Below are 16,783 nucleotides of genomic sequence, written 5' to 3'. Positions count from 1 at the left end.
GCTGACTGATCATTGATAGACGGTCTTCGAGCCGTTGGCGTGCCAGGTGAACACGTCGAACTTGAAGGACTTCAGATCGCCCTGTTTGTTCCAGGCGATATCGCCGATCGGGGTCTTGACGGTGTTGCTGTGCAACCAGGCGGCCACCTTGGACGGGTCGTCCTTGCCGACGCCCTTGATACCGGCCACGATGGCATCCACGGCCGAATAGGCGGTCAGCTGGAAGGCGCCACCCGGATTGCGGCCTTTGTCCTTGAAGGCCTTGACCACGGAGGCGTTGGCGGGATTCGACGTGAAGTCGGCCGGCAGCGTCACCAGCATGCCTTCGACGGCAGGGCCGGCAATGGCGTTGATGTCCGGGTTACCCACGCCTTCCGGGCCCATGAACTTGGCCTTCAGGCCCTGTTCGGCGCCCTGGCGCAGCAGCAGACCCATTTCCGGGTGATAGCCGCCGTAGTACACGAAGTCGGCGCCGGAGGATTTGAGTTTGGTGATAACGGCGGAATAATCGCTGTCACCGGCGTTGATGCCCTCGAACATGACGACCTTCACGCCCGCCTTTTCCAGGTTGTTCTTCACGGCGGTGGCAATGCCCTGGCCGTACGACTGTTTGTCGTGCAGCACGGCCACGGCCTTGGGTTTGATCTTCTGGGCGATGAATTCCGCAGCCGCGGGGCCTTGCTGGTCGTCACGGCCGATGGTGCGGAAGATCATGTCGTAGTTCTTGCCATCCGTCACGGCGGGCGAAGTTGCCGATGGCGAGACCATCACGATACCTTCGTTGTTGTAGACGGGGGCAGCGGCGATCGTCGCGCCGGAGCACACGTGGCCCACGACGTAATGGATCTTTTCATTGACCACACGGTTGGCTACCACGGGGCCCTGCTTCGGTTCGCAGGAGTCGTCCATCACGACGATTTCGAGTTTCTTGCCCAGCACGCCGCCGGCGGCGTTGATGGTTTCGACTGCTGTGTCGACACCTTCTTTGACCATGTCGCCATACTGCGTCAATGCCCCGGTATAAGGCCCCGCAATGGCGATCTTGATCGTATCAGCGCTCGCCGCGGAAGACATCATCATGCCAGCGGCCAGCCCCAGTGCGGCGACCATTGGCGTCAAGCGAATGTTCATAAAACCTCCTGTGAAAGACCCAGAAAGAATACACGAAACCCCCGTGGGGAGGATCATGTCCCGTACGGGGGTTTTCCCGAAATCCGGCTCTGCAAAAGCAGCACGGCGGCGTGTGGGAGCGGCGTCAGGCCAGCAAACTGCGCAACATCCAGGCGTTCTTTTCGTGCACATCCAGCCGCTGCGTCAGCAGATCGGCGGTAGGTTGATCATTGACGGCATCGGCGCATTTGAAGGCCTCGCGGGCGGTCTTGGCCACGGACTCGTTGCCGGCCACCAGCAACCGCAGCATGTCTTCCGCCGACGGCACCGAGCCAGGTTCCTGGATGGAACTGAGGCGCGCGTATTCCGCATAGGTGCCTGGCGCGTAATGGCCCAGTGCGCGGATGCGTTCGGCGATAGCGTCCAGTGCCTGCCAGGTCTCCGTGTACTGGGTCATGAACAGCTGATGCAGGGTGCTGAACATCGGCCCCGTCACGTTCCAGTGGAAGTTGTGCGTCATCAGATACAGGGTATAGGTATCCGCCAGCGTCCGGGACAACTCGGCCACGACGGCTGCACGGTCTTTCTCGGAAATGCCGATGTCGATCGGAAGGCCGGAGGAAATGACGGGGGTTTTCTTGGAACTGGTCTTTTTGACGGCTTTGGCCATGAAGCACTCCAGGAATAAAGGCCATGTCAGGATAGCATGTCCACCCGCGCCCGCCACCGCTCAGGCGGCGCAAGCCACGCCAGCTGCTTAAGGCCGGCCGAGCCGCTCAGTCCGCGCCCGCCATGATCGAGATGGCCTCTTCCTGCATGGTCACGCCCGGTATGTGGCAGGCCCGCACTGCCTGAATCAGCGCCTCGATGGCGGCCAGACGGGGAAAGCTCTTGCGCCAGACCAGCACCACGCGGCGATCCGGCACCGGCGGCTCGAACGGCACGAAGCGCAGCAGCTTGCTTTCGGCCCCTTGCATGCCGATGGCGCTGGCGGGCATGACCGTGATCCCGATGCCAGCCGCAACCATATGGCGGATCGTTTCCAGCGAGGAACCCTCGAAGGTTCGCTGGATGCCTTCGCTGGAAGCCGAATAGCGGGACAGTTCGGGACAGACCTCCAGAACCTGATCCCGGAAGCAGTGTCCGGCACCCAGCAGCAGCATCGTCTCTTCCTTCAAGCGCTGCGAGGCGATACGCTTTTCGTGTACCCACGGATGATTGTGCGGCAGCGCGACATAAAAAGGTTCGTCATACAGGGCGCACTGAGCAAAGCCCGATTCCGGCAACGGCAGGGCCACGATGGCGCAATCGATCTCGCCCTGGCGCAGCAGTTCCAGCAGACGGGTCGTGTAATTTTCCTGGAGCAGCAGCGGCATCTGGGGGGCGCGCCGGATCTGCTCCGGCACCAGATGGGGTAGCAGGTATGGTCCAACGGTATAGATGACGCCCACCCGCAGCGGGCCTTCCAGCGGATCATGACCCTGACGGGCAATCTCGCGCAGATTGGCCCCCTCTTCCAGGACCTTTTGCGCCTGCGTGACCACCCGCAGGCCGATCGGCGTGATCCCCACCTCGGCGCCTCCGCGCTCGAACAGGACGATGCCCAGCTCTTCCTCGAGCTTGCGGATCGCCACGGACAGCGTGGGCTGGCTGACGAAGCAGGCCTCGGCGGCCCGCCCGAAATGGCGTTCGCGGGCCACGGCCACGATGTACTTCAGTTCGGTCAGAGTCATCGGTGTCCCTTTGATTTCAACTGCGCAGATACTGGACGGCGCCGGACATCCAGCGCTGCTGATGCGCCCTGGCGTGCTCCGGAAAATCCTTCGCCAGCCAGGCGGCGGCGGTTCGCGCCAGATCCAGCAACCCTTCGTCGGCATTCAGATCCGCGAATCGCAGCAGCGCCTGACCCGACTGGCGCAGACCCAGCAGTTCGCCTGGCCCGCGCTGGTCCAGATCCCGGCGGGCGATCTCGAAGCCATCCGTGGTTTCGTACAGGGCCCGCAGACGCTCGCGCGCCACGGCGGACAGCGGCGGCTGATAGAGCAGCACGCAGGTGGATTCACGCTGCCCACGCCCCACCCGGCCGCGCAACTGATGCAGCTGCGCCAGACCGAAGCGCTCGGCATGTTCGATCACCATCAGGCTGGCATTGGGCACGTCCACCCCGACCTCGATGACGGTCGTGCTGACCAGCAGGTCGATCGCACCCCCGCGAAAGGCGGTCATCGTATCGGTTTTCTCCTGGGCCGAGAGGCGCCCGTGCATCAGCCCGATACGCAGATCGGGAAGTTCGGTGCGCAGATGCTGCCAGGTATCCACCGCAGTCTGCAGCTGCAGCGCTTCACTTTCCTCGACCAGCGGGCACACCCAATAGGCCTGCTGTCCCTCGCGCACCGCGCCGGCCACCCGCGACAGGACCTCGTCGCGCCGCTGGTCGGCGAACAGCCGTGTGCGTACCGGTGTGCGCCCCGGCGGAAGTTCGTCGAGCACCGAGACGTCCATATCGGCAAAAAAGGCCATCGCCAAGGTGCGCGGAATGGGGGTTGCGCTCATGCTCAATTGATGAGGATGCCGGGTGGCCTGATCGCCCTTGCGGCTCAGGGCCAGGCGCTGCCCGACCCCGAAACGATGCTGTTCGTCGCTGATGACCAGGCCCAGGGACTGGAACTGGACCTTGTCCTGGATCAGCGCCTGGGTACCGACCGCCAGCCTGGCCTGGCCGGAAGCAATCGCCGCGAGGGCCTGCCGCCGGGTCGAGGCCGGCAGGGCTCCGGTGAGCCAGGCCACCTGCACGCCCAAAGGAACCAGCCACTCGGAAAGCTTGCGCCAGAGCTGTTCGGCAAGGATCTCGGTCGGTGCCATCACGGCCACCTGAGAGCCTGCATCGATGGCCTGAGCCGCGGCGACCGCCGCCACCAGCGTCTTGCCGCTGCCCACGTCGCCCTGCAGCAGACGATGCATGGGATGGGACAGCGTCAGGTCTCGCCGGATCTCGGCGATGGCGCGCGCCTGCGCCCCGGTGGGCTGGAAAGGCAGCCCCGCCAGCAGGCGCTCCGGCAGATCGCCACACCCCTGCAACGCAATCGCCCGCTGGGCCTGGCGCGCCGCGCGGGCGTCGGCCAGGGCCAGTTGCTGGGCCAGCAATTCATCGAATTTGATACGCCGCCAGGCGGGGTGGTCATGCCCGGCCAATAGATCCAGGGAAATGTCGGGGCCCGGATGATGCAGCAGCCGCAGCGAGGTGGCAAAGTCCGCCAGATCGTAGGCCTCGCGCACCGGCTCGGGCAACGTGTCGCGCAAATCCGCTTCATCCAGCGCGCGGGCGATTGCCTTGCGCAGGCTGGCCTGCGACAGGCCCTGTGTGGTCGGGTAGACGGGGGTCAGGGTCTCGGGCAGGCGCGTGCCAGGTTCGGTGACCAGCGGATGCACCAGTTCCAGGCCATGAAATCCCGCCCGCACTTCGCCGCGAATCCGCACGCGGCGCCCCGCGCTCAGCCGCGCCTGCTGGCCCGGATACAGATGCAGCCAGCGCAGGTGCAGCCGGCCCGTGCCGTCGGACAGCGTGGCCTGGAGCTCGCGCCGGGGGCGCAGACGCATTTCGCTATCCACGATATCGCCTTCGAACAGGGCATGCCCGCCCGGCCTAGCCTGCGCGATCGGCGTGATACGGGTTTCGTCTTCGTAGCGCAGCGGCAGATGAACGACGAAGTCGGCCGCCGTCCGCAGCCCAAGGCGCTCGAACAGGCGCCGGGTGCCGGAGACGGACGCGCCCGGACGCTTTGGCGTGCCGGAATAGGCCCCCGCGGAGACCATGACGAATGACCGGGTCGGTGGGATCAGAGAGCCAGAACGGCCTCGACCTCGAACTGGGCGCCCTTGGGCAGGCTGGCGACCCCGACCGTCGAGCGGGCCGGATAAGGCTGCGGAATGATCTCCGCCATGATCGCGTTCGCGCTGGCGAATTTGCTGAGATTGGTGAGGAACAAGGTGAGCTTGACGACGTTTTCCAGCGTGCCGCCCGCCGCCTCGATCACCGCCTGCATGTTGGCGAAGGACTGCCGCACCTGGCCTTCGAAGTTTTCCGATACCAATTCACCCGTGCCGGGTTCCAGCCCGATCTGGCCCGACAGGAAGACGAACCGGCTCGACGACGCGCTGACCGCCTGGGAATACGGGCCAACCGCCGCAGGGGCCGATTCGGTGTGAATGATTTCCTTGCTCATGATCGCATCCCTGAATGATTTTCGTAACTATCAGAGTGTACCGATCAATAGCAAAAAATAAAAGGCTGGTTATTTCTCGGCGAATGCGCGTTCGTAGACGTAATCACCGGGCTCGCCCACCCCGGCCGACACGACAAAGCCGCGCGCATCCAGCATGGCGCGGATATCGGTCAGCATGGCGGGGCTGCCGCAGATCATGGCGCGATCGGTCGCCGGGTCCAGCGGCGGCAGGCCGATATCCTTGAAGATCTGGCCATTTTCGACCAGGGTCGTGAGACGGCCCTGATGGACGTAGGGTTCACGCGTGACGGTGGGATAGTAGATCAGCTTGTCGCGTACCATTTCGCCCAGAAATTCGTCCTGGGGAAGTTCGTGCCGGATGTAATCGTCGTAGGCCAGTTCGCTGATGAAGCGCACACCATGCGTCAGGATGATTTTCTCAAACCGGTCGTAGACCTCGGGATCCTTGATGATGCTGAGAAACGGGGCAAGCCCCGTCCCCGTGGCGAACAGATAAAGATGACGCCCGGGCTTCAGGTCGTCGGCGACCAGGGTGCCGACCGGTTTGCGGCTGACCAACACGGCATCGCCCGGCTGCAGGTGCTGCAGCCGCGATGTCAGGGGCCCATTGGGGACCTTGATGCTGAAGAATTCCAGGTTTTCCTCGTGGTTGGCGCTGGCGATGCTGTAGGCCCGCATCAGCGGCTTGCCCTCGACCTCCAGCCCCAACATCACGAAATGGCCATTATGGAAGCGCAGACCGGGATCACGGGTGGTCTTGAAGGAAAACAGCGTGTCGTTCCAGTGATGCACGCTGAGGACTTGCTCGGAAAGGAATGCGGCCATGGGGGGGAAATTGAAAATTCGGATGACAGGGAAATGGTACGGCGTGGGTGGAGAAATGCAAGAAAATCCCGTGTCGAAGACAGGGGTTTCTTGATCTGACGCAAATTTCGGCTGCGGCGGGACTCATTTTAGCGTGTTCAGCTTGCCTTCAGATTCGCAGCATGTTAACTTTTCGCATTACTTTTGAGAATCATTATCATTTAATTTAATTTCAGCCCTCTTCCTTCCGGAACCTTCCCATCATGACACCTCGTTCACGTCTCCAGTTCTTCACGCGCCGGTTGCCCCTGCTGGCCGCAACCACGTCCCTGCTGATCGGTAGCGTCGCGTTGGCCGCTGAAGTCAATCTATACACGTCGCGCGAACCGAAACTGGTCGAGCCCCTGCTGGCGGCATTCTCGACGGACACGGGGGTCAAGGTCAATACGGTGTTCGTCAAGGATGGCCTGCTGGAGCGAGTCCGTGCCGAAGGCGCGCAGTCGCCGGCCGACGTCCTGATGACGGTGGACATCGGCAACCTGCTGGATCTGGTCGACGCGGGCGTGACCCAACCAGTCCGGTCCAACGTGCTGGACGCCGCGATTCCGGCCAATCTGCGCGCGACCGACGGTCAGTGGTTCACCCTGTCGCTACGCGACCGGGTCGCTTACGTCGCAAAGGATCTGGACGTACAGACCTTCAACTACGAAGACCTGGCCGATCCGCACTGGAAGGGCAAGGTCTGCATCCGTTCCGGCCAGCATCCGTACAATACCGCGCTGATCGCCGCCATGATCGCCCATGACGGTGTCAAGGCGACCGAACAATGGCTGCGCGGCGTCAAAGCCAACCTGGGACGCGCGGACACCGGTGGCGATCGCGACGTGGCGCGCGACATCCTGGGCGGGATCTGCGACGTCGGCATCGCCAACGCCTATTACGCCGGGCACATGAAAAATGCGGCCCCAGGCTCCGATGCCCGCCGCTGGGGCGACGCAATCCGTGTGATCCGCCCGACCTTCAAGAATTCCCAGGGCACCCACGTGAATATTTCCGGCGCGTCGGTGGCGCGCCACGCACCGCACCGCACCGAGGCCGTCCAGTTGCTGGAATACCTGGTCTCCGACAAGGCTCAGAGTCTCTACGCCCAGGCCAACTACGAATATCCGGTCAAACCTGGCGTGAAACTGGACCCGACGGTCAAGAGCTTCGGACCGCTGCATATCGATACCCTGCCCCTGACTGAAATCGCCCGCCATCGGAAACAGGCCAGCGAGCTCGTCGACCGGGCCGGCCTTGGCCAGTAGGCGTTTCCTCGTGCCGGCATTCCCGCGTTCGAGGGCCTGGCCGTGGCATGCCGGCATGGCCGCAGCTGCGCTGGCGGTGCTGTCCCCGGTTCTGGCGCTCATCGGCCAAGCCACCCAGGGTGCCGGGACGCATTGGGGCCACCTGCTGCAGTTCGTGCTGCCAGGTGTGGTGGGCCAGACCCTGCTGCTGCTGGCGGGCGTCGGTCTGCTGGCCACGGCTCTGGGCGTCGGCGGCGCCTGGCTGGTGACGGCCTACGACTTTCCGGGACGCGCAGTCCTGTCCTGGGGTCTGCTGTTGCCGCTGTCGGTCCCCACCTACATCGTCGCCTACGCCTATCTCGACATCCTGCACCCGATCGGTCCGGTCCAGGAGACGGTCCGCGCCCTGCTGGGTTACTCGAGTCCCCGGGAATTCCGGCTACCGGACTTGCGCAGCCTGCCAGGGGCAATCGTGCTGCTGGCCTTCGTGCTGTACCCCTACGTCTATCTGACAACCCGCAGCATGTTCGCCAATCAGGCCGCACACCTGATCGAGGCCGCCCACCTGCTCGGCCACGGCCCCTGGGCCACCTTCCGGCGCGTGGCCCTGCCCATGGCCCGGCCAGCCATCGCCGTCGGTCTTTGCCTGGTGCTGCTGGAAACGCTGAACGACATCGGCGCCTCCGAGTTCCTGGGCATACAGACGCTGACCGTAGCGGTCTATACCACCTGGGTGACCCGCTCGGACCTGGCGGGCGCGGCACAGATCGCATTGGTGACCCTGGCGCTGGTGACCATCGTGATCGCCGTCGAGCGTCACGGACGCCGACGCCTGCGCTACACCAGCGGGCGGCGCGGCGCGCCGATTCATCGACGCCGCCTGCACGGCCCGGCCGGATGGCTGGCAACCGCACTGGGCCTGGCGCCGATCGTGGTCGGCTTTGTCGCGCCTGCCGGTTACCTGCTCGCACTCGCGCTCGAACGCGTGGGCGCCGGCCAGTTGCCCTCGCCCGCCCTGTTGCATGCCGGCGGGCAAACACTCGCCGTATCCGCCGTTGCCACCATCGCCACCCTGGGCATCGGACTGATCGTCGTCTGGAGCCGACGCATCATGCACCACGCCCCCGACTGGCTACGGGGGGTCCCCCGGCTGGCGACCCTGGGCTACGCGCTGCCGGGCACCGTCCTGGCAATCGGCCTGCTGTTCCCTCTGATGGCGATGGAGCGTGGCCTGTCCCTGCTGCGTGAGGCAAGCGGTCTGGACCCCACCGGGCTGATCCTGCTGGGCACCCCGGCGGCGCTGACACTGGCCTACGTGATCCGCTTCCTGACGATCCCGGTGGGCACCCTGGAAGCGGGGCTCGACCGGATCCCGCCGTCATTCGAGCAAGCCGCCCGCCTGCTGGGCGAGAACATCCACGGCACGCTGCGGCGTGTCCACCTGCCGTTGCTGCGCCCGGCCCTGGCGGCCTCGGCGCTGCTGGTCTTCGTGGATGCGATGAAGGAACTGTCCGCCACCCTGCTGCTACGGCCCATGAATTTCGATACGTTGGCGACCTGGCTGTACGCAGAGGCGGCCCGCGGCACCTACGAGGAAGGCGCCATCGCCGCCCTGGGCATCGTCGCGGCCGGCCTGATTCCCGTGATCATCCTGGCCCGTCTGCTCGACCGCCCGGCATCCTGAGGTTATTGACATGCTTGAATTGAACTGTGTTTCCCTGAGCTACCCCGCCGGCGGCGGGCGGCACACGGTCCTGAAGAATCTGAACCTCTCGCTGGAAACCGGTCAGATCGCCTGCCTGCTGGGCGCGTCCGGCTGCGGCAAGACCAGCGTACTGCGGGCCATCGCGGGTTTCGAACCCCTGGATCAGGGGATGATCCGCCTGCATGGCCGCCTGCTGTCGGGCCCCAGTGGCAGCATTGAACCCGAGCATCGCCGGGTGGGCATGATGTTTCAGGATTACGCGCTGTTTCCGCACCTGGACGTCGCCACCAACGTGGGCTTCGGCCTGCGCAGGCAACCGCACGACGAACGCAAACGGCGCGTCCGCGAGATGCTGGCCCTGGTCGGCATGGCGGGTATGGACACCCGCTATCCCCACGAGCTGTCCGGCGGACAGCAGCAACGCGTTGCGCTGGCCCGGGCGCTGGCGCCGGAACCCGCCCTGCTGCTGTTGGACGAACCCTTTTCCAACCTGGATATCGATGCGCGTGAGCGGCTGGCATTCGAGCTGCGCGATCTGCTCAAGGCTACCGGACGCACCGCCCTGGTCGTGACCCATAACCAGGCAGAAGCATTTGCCGTTGCTGACCAGATCGGTGTATTGCAGGACGGCCGGCTCGTCCAGTGGGATACCCCTTATGGCATGCACCATCACCCAGCCACACCCGAAATCGCAGCCTTCATCCATCGTGAGGCACTGCTCGCCCAACGCGCGCAGGCCTGTCTGCGCGGGGCGCCATCCGCAGCCTGAAAAGCCGGTTGCGTAGTCCGGATTTCAGGACTTCGGTTCCGGATCCTGAGGGCCCTCGAGGCCCAGTTCCTGGCATTTTCGGGTCAAGGTATTGCGGCCGATCCCCAGACAGGCGGCCGCGCGTCCCCGTTGTCCGTCTGCATGGCGCAGGGCCATGCCCAGCAAGGTCCGTTCGAAATCACGCCGCAGAGTTTCCATCACGTCCGGTTCGCGGCGCCGCAGTCGCTGCCGTACGTCGGCGGCCAACGCGTCCCGCCAGTCGGCAGGTGTACCGGTGTCCTGTCCGGCAGCCGGCTGCGCGTGGACGGTGCCCGCCATCTGCGCATCCGCGGGCGGCTCATCGGTGCCGTCCGAAGCGGCATCCCGGATCTCCGGAGGCAGATCGCCGGCGCGAACGAGCGGGCTGGCCGTCATCACCGTCAGCCACTGACAGATATTTTCCAGCTGACGGATGTTGCCCGGATAATCGAAGCGCTCCAGGAATCGCAGCGCCTCGGCGCTGAGGGAGCGCATCGGAACGCCCAGCTCGGCCGCGCTGCGCATCAGGAAATGGCGGGCGAGCGACGCGATGTCCTCGCGTCGGGCCCGCAAGGGAGGCAGGCGCAAGCGGATCACGTTGAGGCGATGGAACAGGTCGGCGCGAAAGAGTCCGGCCTGCACGCGCTGTTCCAGCGGCTGATGGGTCGCCGCCACGATCCGCACGTCCACCCGGACAGAGCGGCTGCCACCCACCCGATAAAAGCTGTTTTCCGCCAGCACGCGCAGCAGGCGGGTCTGCAGCTCGGCCGGCATGTCGCCGATCTCGTCCAGAAACAAGGTGCCGCCGTCGGCCTCCTCGAATCGCCCTCTGCGCATCTGCACGGCCCCGGTGAAGGCGCCCCGCTCGTGGCCGAACAGTTCGGCCTCCAGCAGATCACGCGGAATGGCCGCCGCGTTCACGGCCACGAAGGGGCCATCCGCCCGGCGGCTGTGCTGATGCAAGGCGCGAGCCACCAGTTCCTTGCCGGTGCCGGACTCGCCGGTGATCAGTACCGTCGCGCTGGACAAGGCAAGCCGGCCGATGGCCCGGAAGACCTCCTGCATGGCCGGCGAGCGCGAGGGCATCATGCCGCCTTCGAGGACCGATGGCGCACCGGCGCGCGACGCGTCCTCGGCCGACGGCTTGGTATCCACCGGTGTCGGCGCCGGCACCCCATCGGAGGCCGGCCCGGCCTGCGCCGCCCTCACGATCAGATCGACGGCTGTCTGGATGTCGAAGGGCTTGGCCAGATAGTCGAAGGCCCCCTGCGTGAACGCCGCGACGGTGGTTTCCAGATCGGTGTAGGCCGTCATCAGGATGACGGGCAGATGCGGCAAACGTTCGCGGACCGTGGCCAGCACGGACAGTCCGTCAGGACCCGGCATGCGCACGTCGGACACCAGCACGGCGGGCGCCTGGAGATCGTTGGCCTCATCCAGGCCGTCGACGGCAGCCAGCAAGGCCGCGCTCTCGGCAAAGCAGCGCACCGGCCAGCCGGCCTTGTCCAGCGCCCTTTCCAGGACCCAGCGCATGGCAGGCTCGTCATCCAGGATCCAGATCGGCTTCATGGCGCATCCAGTGGTAATAACAGCCGGAATTCGGTGTATCCCGGCTGCGAGTCGAACTCCAGCAGGCCACCATGCGCCTGCAGGCATTCCTGCGCCAGGTTCAGACCCAGCCCTGTTCCCTGCGCGCGCCCCGTCACCAGCGGATGGAAAAGCTTGTCGCGCAAGTCGTCCGGCACGCCCGGCCCGTTGTCCATGACGGAGATCATCAGGCCCATGCGATGCTGGCCGCGCAGCAGCGCCGGCTGGTGAACGATGCGGGTTCGCAGCCGCAGAACCGGGGATCGGGTCTCTGTGGATTCCGTCAACGCCTGGGCGCCATTGCGCACGACATTCAGCAGGGCCTGCATCAGCCGGTCGCGGTCGGCCCGAATGTCGGGAACCGACGCATCGTAGTCCCGCACCAGCTCGATGCGTTCGCCGAACTCCAGCTGAACCAGCGCCAGCGCGCGCTCGCAGATCTCGTGGATGTTGAATTTCCGGGGCTCGATCCCCTGACGCTGGGGAGACACCAGGCGCGCCACCAGATCCGCCAGACGATCGGCCTCGTCGATGATGACCCGGGTAAATTCCCGCAAGTCATCGCGTGTCAGCTCCATCTCCAGCAGCTGCGCGGCTGCCCGTAAGCCCGCCAACGGGTTGCGCACCTCGTGCGCCAGATTGCGCAGGGTTTCGCGCTGGGCGGCCTGGCCGGCGCGTGCCTGCTGCAGGTCTTCGAACCGCAGCGCCTGGTGGACCGGAATCTCGATCAGCCAGGCCCATTCCGGCCCCTGAAGCGGAGTCTTCAGGACGCTGGCATAGGTTTGCAGATACGGGTGAGCGGGCTGTCCGACGAGCTGACGACGGGACAGGCCGAGGAGCTCCTCGGCTGCCCCGTTGACGTGACGGATCTGCTGTGACTCGTCCAGCAGCAACACTGCCGTTCGCAGCAGCTCGAAGCCGGACGTGTCCATGACCCGATCTAGAGCGTGTAGTACATGTCGAACTCGACGGGGTGCGGCGTGACGCGCAAACGATCCAGCTCGTTGGCTTTCAGATCCAGGTAGGCATCCAGCAGGTCGTTGCTGAACACCCCGCCACGCGTCAGGAATTCGCGGTCGCGGTCCAGAGATTCCAGCGCCTGTTCGAGCGAAGAACATACGGTCGGGATCTTCGCGTCTTCTTCGGGCGGCAGGTCGTACAGATTCTTGTCGGCCGGATCGCCCGGGTGGATCTTGTTCTGCACGCCATCCAGACCGGCCATCATCAGGGCCGAGAAAGCCAGGTACGGATTGGCCAGAGGATCCGGGAAGCGCGATTCGACGCGGCGGGCCTTGGGGTTGCTGACGTAGGGAATCCGGATCGAGGCCGAGCGGTTGCGCGCCGAGTAGGCGAGTTTCACCGGGGCCTCGTAGTGCGGCACCAGGCGCTTGTAGGAATTGGTGGACGGATTCGTGATCGCGTTGAGCGCACGTGCGTGGTGGATGATGCCGCCGATGTAATACAGCGCGAATTCCGACAGGCCACCGTAACCGTTGCCGGCGAACAGGTTCTGGCCTTCCTTCCAGATGGACTGGTGCACGTGCATGCCCGAGCCATTGTCGCCGACGATGGGCTTGGGCATGAAGGTGGCCGTCTTGCCGTAGACATGCGCCACGTTACGGATCACGTATTTCATGGTCTGGGTCCAGTCGGCGCGCTGCACCAGGGTGCTGAAGCGTGTGCCGATTTCCAGCTGGCCCGCATTGGCGACTTCGTGGTGGTGGACCTCGACCGGCACACCCATCTGCTCCATCAGCAGGCACATTTCGGAGCGCATGTCCATGAAGGAATCGACGGGAGGCACCGGCACATAGCCGCCCTTGATCGCCGGGCGATAGCCCAGGTTGGTGCCATTGGCGTCATCGGCATTGGACCAGGCGCCTTCGTTCGAATGGATCTTCACGAAGCTGCCGGACATGTCGGACTTCCAGCTGATGCCGTCGAAGACGAAGAATTCAGGTTCCGGCCCGAAGTAGGCGGTATCGCCCAGCCCGCTGGATTTCAGGTAAGCCTCGGCGCGGCGCGCCAGCGAGCGAGGATCACGGTCGTATCCTTTCAGATCGGAAGGCTCGACCACGTCGCAGGTGAGGATCAGCGTGGTTTCCTCGCGGAAGGGGTCCAGACGCGCGGTGCCGGCGTCGGGAACCAGAATCATGTCGGAGGCCTCGATGCCCTTCCAGCCAGGCAGGGACGAACCATCGAACGCCACACCGGACTCCATGCGGTCTTCATCCACCTGGCTGGCGGGGACCGTCAGATGGTGTTCCCGACCTAGGGTGTCGGTAAAGCGGAAATCCACGAACGCCACTTCGCGTTCGGCAATCATCTGGACGACGTTTTCGGGGGTGGACATACAGGCTCCTGCGCCAAAATGTGTGTAAGGAAGATCAAGCCAGAGACGTTGCTCTCGATGACGCGGCGTGCGTCCTCGATGACAAGATAAGCAAACCTCGTGCCAGTTTTCGGTCGAGCGTGCTTCGAGGGTAAGGCGGGTGCATCATGGCACTGTGAAGGAGCACGGTGCAACTGAGGCTGCACCGCTTGAAGCACAATATGCACCATAGTGGTGCATATTGTAGGGCAGCTGATCCGGATTGTCGCCACAAAATGGTGCATCACAGCGCGTCAGGCAACGCAAACGGCCGCCAGGCGATATCCGCGATCAAGCCAGGAATTCCATCTGCAGATCGTTCAGGAAACGCCAGCCTTGAGCCGTGGCCCGGATGCGCTCCAGGCCTGGTTCCAGCAGTCCACGATCCACCGCGCGACGCATGGCGGGCAAGACGGACATCAGGGACAACCCAGTGCGCTCGATGAAGAGTCCGCCTTCGACCCCTTGCTTCAAGCGTAGCGCGTTGAGCATGAATTCGAAACCCAGGTCCTGGTGATCCAGTTCGCGGCGCTCGACGACATGCCGGCCCTCGCCCTCCAGCACCAGCCGCATCCAGGCATCGGGCATCCGGGCCCGGGCCTGCCGCGTGATCCGGTCCTGGAACGAGATCTTCGAGTGGGCCCCCGGACCGATTCCCAGGTAATCGCCGAACTGCCAATAGTTCAGGTTGTGCTGGCAGATCTGGCCGGGCCGCGCATAGGCGGACACCTCGTAGCGCTCGAACCCGGCGGACTCGGCCAGTTCGGCCGCCTGGTCCTGCATGGTGGCGCTCAGTTCGTCATCCGGCAGCCGGGGCGGGTATTTGGCGAACACGGTGTTCGGTTCGAGCGTCAGGTGATATAGCGACAGGTGGCCGGTGCCAAACGAGATGGCTTCGCGAACATCCCGTTCGCATTCGGCCAGGGTCTGTTGCGGCAGTGCGAACATCAGGTCCAGATTGACGCGGTCCACGGCGCGCTGGGCCATTCCGATGGCTGCCCGGGCCTGGGCGGCATCGTGAATCCGGCCCAGGCGCTTCAGCTTGTCGTCGTCGAAGCTCTGGATGCCCAGGGAAATGCGATTGACCCCAGCCTGCGCATACCCCTGGAACCGGCCGGCTTCGGCGGTCCCCGGGTTGGCCTCGAGGGTGATCTCGACATCGGGCGGCAGGTTCAGCATGGAGCGCAACATACCGATGATCCGGTCGATGGCATCGGCCGACAGCAGACTGGGCGTGCCGCCGCCGAAAAACACGGTCGATACAGGGCGCCCCCAGACATCGGGCAAGGCCTGTTCCAGATCTGCCTGCAACGCCCGCAGGTAATCCTCTTCGGGGAGTTCACCCGTGCGTTCGTGTGAATTGAAATCGCAATAGGGACATTTATGCACGCACCAGGGCACGTGCACGTAAATGGACAGCGGCGGCAGCGCCGCCAGGCCCTGCCGCCCCCGGACACCCGGGCGGCCATCATCACGGTGATCGGATTGCGGAACGCGCACCAGCTTTTTCATGATGCATCCCGATTCTGATATTCGTCACGCAGGGCCTGCAGCAGCGCACGCAGGGCACTCGCGCGGTGGCTGAGCCTGTTTTTCCGTTCCAGTGGCAATTCAGCCGCAGTCACGCCCAGGTCCGGCAGATAGAAATACGGATCATAGCCAAAGCCATTGGCGCCTCGCGGTTCGGGCAGGACCTCGCCTTCCCAGCTGCCCTCGACCACGATGGGACGCGGGTCATCGGCACTGCGGATGTAGACGAGCACCGCAACGTAGCAGCCGCGACGATCCGCCTGCCCGGCCATCTCGGACACCAACCGGGCATTGTTCGCCGCGTCCGAGCGGGTGCCATCCGCCTGCGTGGCATAGCGCGCCGAATGCACGCCAGGTTCGCCCTTCAGGGCACGGACGCACAGGCCGGAATCGTCTGCCAGGGCCGGCAGACCGGTGAGCCGGCTGGCGTGACGAGCCTTGGCCAGAGCATTCTCGACGAAGGTACCGAAGGGCTCTTCGGCCTCGGGTACGCCGAGCGCGCCCTGCGGCACCATCTCGATCCCGGCTGCGGCCAGACTGGCGGAAAATTCCTTCAGTTTGCCAGGATTGTTCGAGGCGAGGACGACACGGTTCATGGCGCGGCCTCAAGAGCCTGGGCCTGCGCCCGGATCAGTTGGCGGATTCCGGTGCCGGCCAGATCCAGCAGGTCATCGAGTTCCTGACGGCGGAAACTGCCGCCCTCGCCCGTTCCCTGAACTTCGACAAAATTGCCCTCGCCGGTCATGACCACGTTCATGTCCGTGTCGCAGCCGGAATCTTCCTGATAATCCAGATCCAGCACGGGTACGCCACCGACCAGGCCCACCGAGACGGCAGCCACCTGTCCCCGCAACGGATTGCCGGCCAACAGACCCCGCGCAGCAAGGCCGCGCACCGCCAGAGCGGCGGCCAGCCAGGCCCCGGTGACGCTGGCGCAACGCGTGCCGCCGTCGGCCTGCAGCACATCGCAGTCCAGCTGTAGTGTTCGCTCGCCCAGGGCCTGCAAGTCGAAGACGGCGCGCAGGCTGCGGCCGATCAGGCGCTGGATTTCCTGGGTGCGGCCGCTTTGCTTGCCGCGGGCGGCTTCGCGTTCGCCCCGGGTGTGGGTGGCCCGAGGCAGCATGCCGTATTCGGCGGTCACCCATCCCTGTCCCTTGCCCTTCAGGAAGGGCGGTACCTTCTCGAGCACACTGGCGGTGCACAGCACCTGGGTGTCGCCCATGCAGGCCAGCACCGAACCCTCGGCATGGCGCGTATAACCGGTCAACAGCTGGACGGGACGCAGGACATCGGCGGCGCGTCCCGAGGGACGAGCGGCCGGGCGGGCGGGATGGGTCATGAACGGAACTCCGGGCGGAC

15 protein-coding genes are annotated in these 16,783 nt (G+C 64.9%); 3 read left to right on the top strand and 12 right to left on the bottom strand.

All coding sequences use genetic code 11. The annotated features are described in order from the left end of the window. Positions 1–9: 9 nt before the first annotated feature. From ABCV34_RS03585 to ABCV34_RS03560, 6 genes are all read right to left on the bottom strand, one after another. Positions 10–1,131, bottom strand: a complete 1,122-nt coding sequence (locus ABCV34_RS03585; RefSeq protein ID WP_345797859.1) for a branched-chain amino acid ABC transporter substrate-binding protein — start codon at positions 1,129–1,131, stop codon at positions 10–12. Positions 1,132–1,255: 124 nt separating this feature from the next. Further along, entirely contained in the window at positions 1,256–1,780 is a 525-nt protein-coding gene (locus ABCV34_RS03580; RefSeq protein ID WP_345797858.1) for a Dps family protein, read from the bottom strand. Positions 1,781–1,886: 106 nt separating this feature from the next. Beyond that, positions 1,887–2,843: a LysR substrate-binding domain-containing protein gene (locus tag ABCV34_RS03575; RefSeq protein WP_345797857.1), complete on the bottom strand. Its 957-nt coding sequence runs from the start codon at positions 2,841–2,843 to the stop codon at positions 1,887–1,889. Positions 2,844–2,859: 16 nt separating this feature from the next. After that, positions 2,860–4,923, bottom strand: a complete 2,064-nt coding sequence (recG, locus tag ABCV34_RS03570; protein ID WP_345797856.1) for an ATP-dependent DNA helicase RecG — start codon at positions 4,921–4,923, stop codon at positions 2,860–2,862. A 23-nt stretch (positions 4,924–4,946) separates the two neighbouring features. Next, positions 4,947–5,333: a Rid family detoxifying hydrolase gene (locus ABCV34_RS03565; RefSeq protein WP_345797855.1), complete on the bottom strand. Its 387-nt coding sequence runs from the start codon at positions 5,331–5,333 to the stop codon at positions 4,947–4,949. Between the two features lie 69 nt (positions 5,334–5,402). Beyond that, positions 5,403–6,179: a ferredoxin--NADP reductase gene (locus ABCV34_RS03560; protein WP_345797854.1), complete on the bottom strand. Its 777-nt coding sequence runs from the start codon at positions 6,177–6,179 to the stop codon at positions 5,403–5,405. A 242-nt stretch (positions 6,180–6,421) separates the two neighbouring features. Here ABCV34_RS03560 and ABCV34_RS03555 point away from each other — a divergent pair, with 242 nt between their 5' ends. The 3 genes from ABCV34_RS03555 to ABCV34_RS03545 are packed head-to-tail and all read left to right on the top strand — an operon-like array spanning position 6,422 to position 9,918. Continuing rightward, entirely contained in the window at positions 6,422–7,465 is a 1,044-nt protein-coding gene (locus ABCV34_RS03555; protein WP_345797853.1) for a Fe(3+) ABC transporter substrate-binding protein, read from the top strand. Positions 7,466–7,520: 55 nt separating this feature from the next. Continuing rightward, positions 7,521–9,128, top strand: coding sequence for an iron ABC transporter permease (locus ABCV34_RS03550; RefSeq protein ID WP_345797852.1), 1,608 nt, complete (start codon positions 7,521–7,523; stop codon positions 9,126–9,128). 10 nt (positions 9,129–9,138) lie between these two features. After that, a complete protein-coding gene (locus tag ABCV34_RS03545) occupies positions 9,139–9,918 on the top strand; it encodes an ABC transporter ATP-binding protein (protein ID WP_345797851.1) in 780 nt (259 codons plus the stop codon). A 24-nt stretch (positions 9,919–9,942) separates the two neighbouring features. Here the strand turns inward: ABCV34_RS03545 and ntrC are convergent, their stop codons facing one another. From ntrC to rph, 6 genes are all read right to left on the bottom strand, one after another. After that, the gene (gene ntrC / locus ABCV34_RS03540; protein WP_345797850.1) at positions 9,943–11,505 is read right to left on the bottom strand and encodes a nitrogen regulation protein NR(I); all 1,563 of its coding nucleotides are present in this window, start codon (positions 11,503–11,505) and stop codon (positions 9,943–9,945) included. Next, complete coding sequence (gene glnL / locus ABCV34_RS03535; protein WP_345797849.1) at positions 11,502–12,455, bottom strand: nitrogen regulation protein NR(II); 954 nt, start codon at positions 12,453–12,455, stop codon at positions 11,502–11,504. Before glnL ends, ntrC begins: the two co-directional genes overlap by 4 nt. A gap of 8 nt (positions 12,456–12,463) precedes the next feature. Then, on the bottom strand, positions 12,464–13,876 hold the full coding sequence (glnA, locus tag ABCV34_RS03530) for a type I glutamate--ammonia ligase (protein WP_345797848.1): 1,413 nt from the start codon (positions 13,874–13,876) through the stop codon (positions 12,464–12,466). Positions 13,877–14,185: 309 nt separating this feature from the next. Beyond that, positions 14,186–15,406, bottom strand: coding sequence for a radical SAM family heme chaperone HemW (gene hemW / locus ABCV34_RS03525; protein WP_345797847.1), 1,221 nt, complete (start codon positions 15,404–15,406; stop codon positions 14,186–14,188). Continuing rightward, on the bottom strand, positions 15,403–16,020 hold the full coding sequence (rdgB, locus tag ABCV34_RS03520; protein WP_345797846.1) for an RdgB/HAM1 family non-canonical purine NTP pyrophosphatase: 618 nt from the start codon (positions 16,018–16,020) through the stop codon (positions 15,403–15,405). Before rdgB ends, hemW begins: the two co-directional genes overlap by 4 nt. Continuing rightward, positions 16,017–16,763, bottom strand: coding sequence for a ribonuclease PH (gene rph, locus ABCV34_RS03515; protein ID WP_345797845.1), 747 nt, complete (start codon positions 16,761–16,763; stop codon positions 16,017–16,019). The genes rdgB and rph overlap by 4 nt, the downstream gene beginning before the upstream one ends. Between the last annotated feature and the right edge of the window lie 20 nt (positions 16,764–16,783).

Origin of the sequence: Castellaniella sp. MT123 (assembly GCF_039614765.1) — a bacterium.
Lineage (GTDB): Bacteria > Pseudomonadota > Gammaproteobacteria > Burkholderiales > Burkholderiaceae_B > Castellaniella.
The sequence above is the reverse complement of the archived record's forward strand: the minus strand, read 5'-3'. Positions and strand labels throughout refer to the sequence as shown.